The following is a 707-nucleotide window of genomic DNA, read 5'->3' as shown; positions in this document are numbered from 1 at the left end:
AGCTGATGGCCTGGGACTACACCTTCGGGCATGTTCCGGGCGATGATCCGCTCGGGGAGAGCTATGTGCGGGGCACCTGGGATCAGATCGAACGCTCCCGCGACCTGCTCGGCGACGACGACTACCGGGTCCTCCTCGCGGCCACCGCCGACCGGCGTGCGCAGGCGAATGCACTCTGACCCCGCCGCTGTCGCCGCCGACCTCGAGGCCTGGTGCCGGCCCGGCGGGATCCTCGACAAGGACGGCCCCTCCGCCTCGATCCACCTGTTCGACCCGGTCGCTCGTCGCCGAACCCGGGACGGCATCGTCGATGCCTACCTGGCGGGTACTCGATGCGGACACGATCAAGGACCATCTGCTGCGGGACGCCATCGAGCAGGGCGTCTACACCGACCTGCTGAGCATCGACCTTGCGGACGGACACCGCCTGATGCCCCGCGAACTCGCCACCCTGGTGCACACCGAGTCGACGAAACTGCTCGACATGATCACCGAGATCTGTTTGTCCCGTGGGGAGAACCTGGTCCTCGAGGGCACGTTCAGCTGGCCCGGGCTGGGTCCGCGGCTGCTGACGGACCTCGCGTACGCGGAGTACGAGAAGTTCACGATCCTCGATGTCGAAGCACCAGCGCCCATCGTGCGGGCCCGGGCGCTGACCCGGTGGTGGCGGGGCCGGCAGGAAGCGCTACGTGGCGGTGACGGGTTCG

1 protein-coding gene is annotated in these 707 nt (G+C 68.5%); it reads left to right on the top strand.

Features of this window, described 5'->3' with window-relative positions; translation table 11 throughout:
• Positions 1-310: 310 nt before the first annotated feature.
• Positions 311-707 (top strand): hypothetical protein (locus tag ACFWJO_RS40125; protein ID WP_386873280.1); only part of this gene is annotated, 397 nt, incomplete at its 3' end.

This window comes from Streptomyces sp. NPDC127092 (assembly GCF_042722475.1).
In the GTDB taxonomy this organism is placed as follows: Bacteria; Actinomycetota; Actinomycetes; order Streptomycetales; family Streptomycetaceae; genus Streptomyces.
The sequence above is the reverse complement of the archived record's forward strand: the minus strand, read 5'-3'. Positions and strand labels throughout refer to the sequence as shown.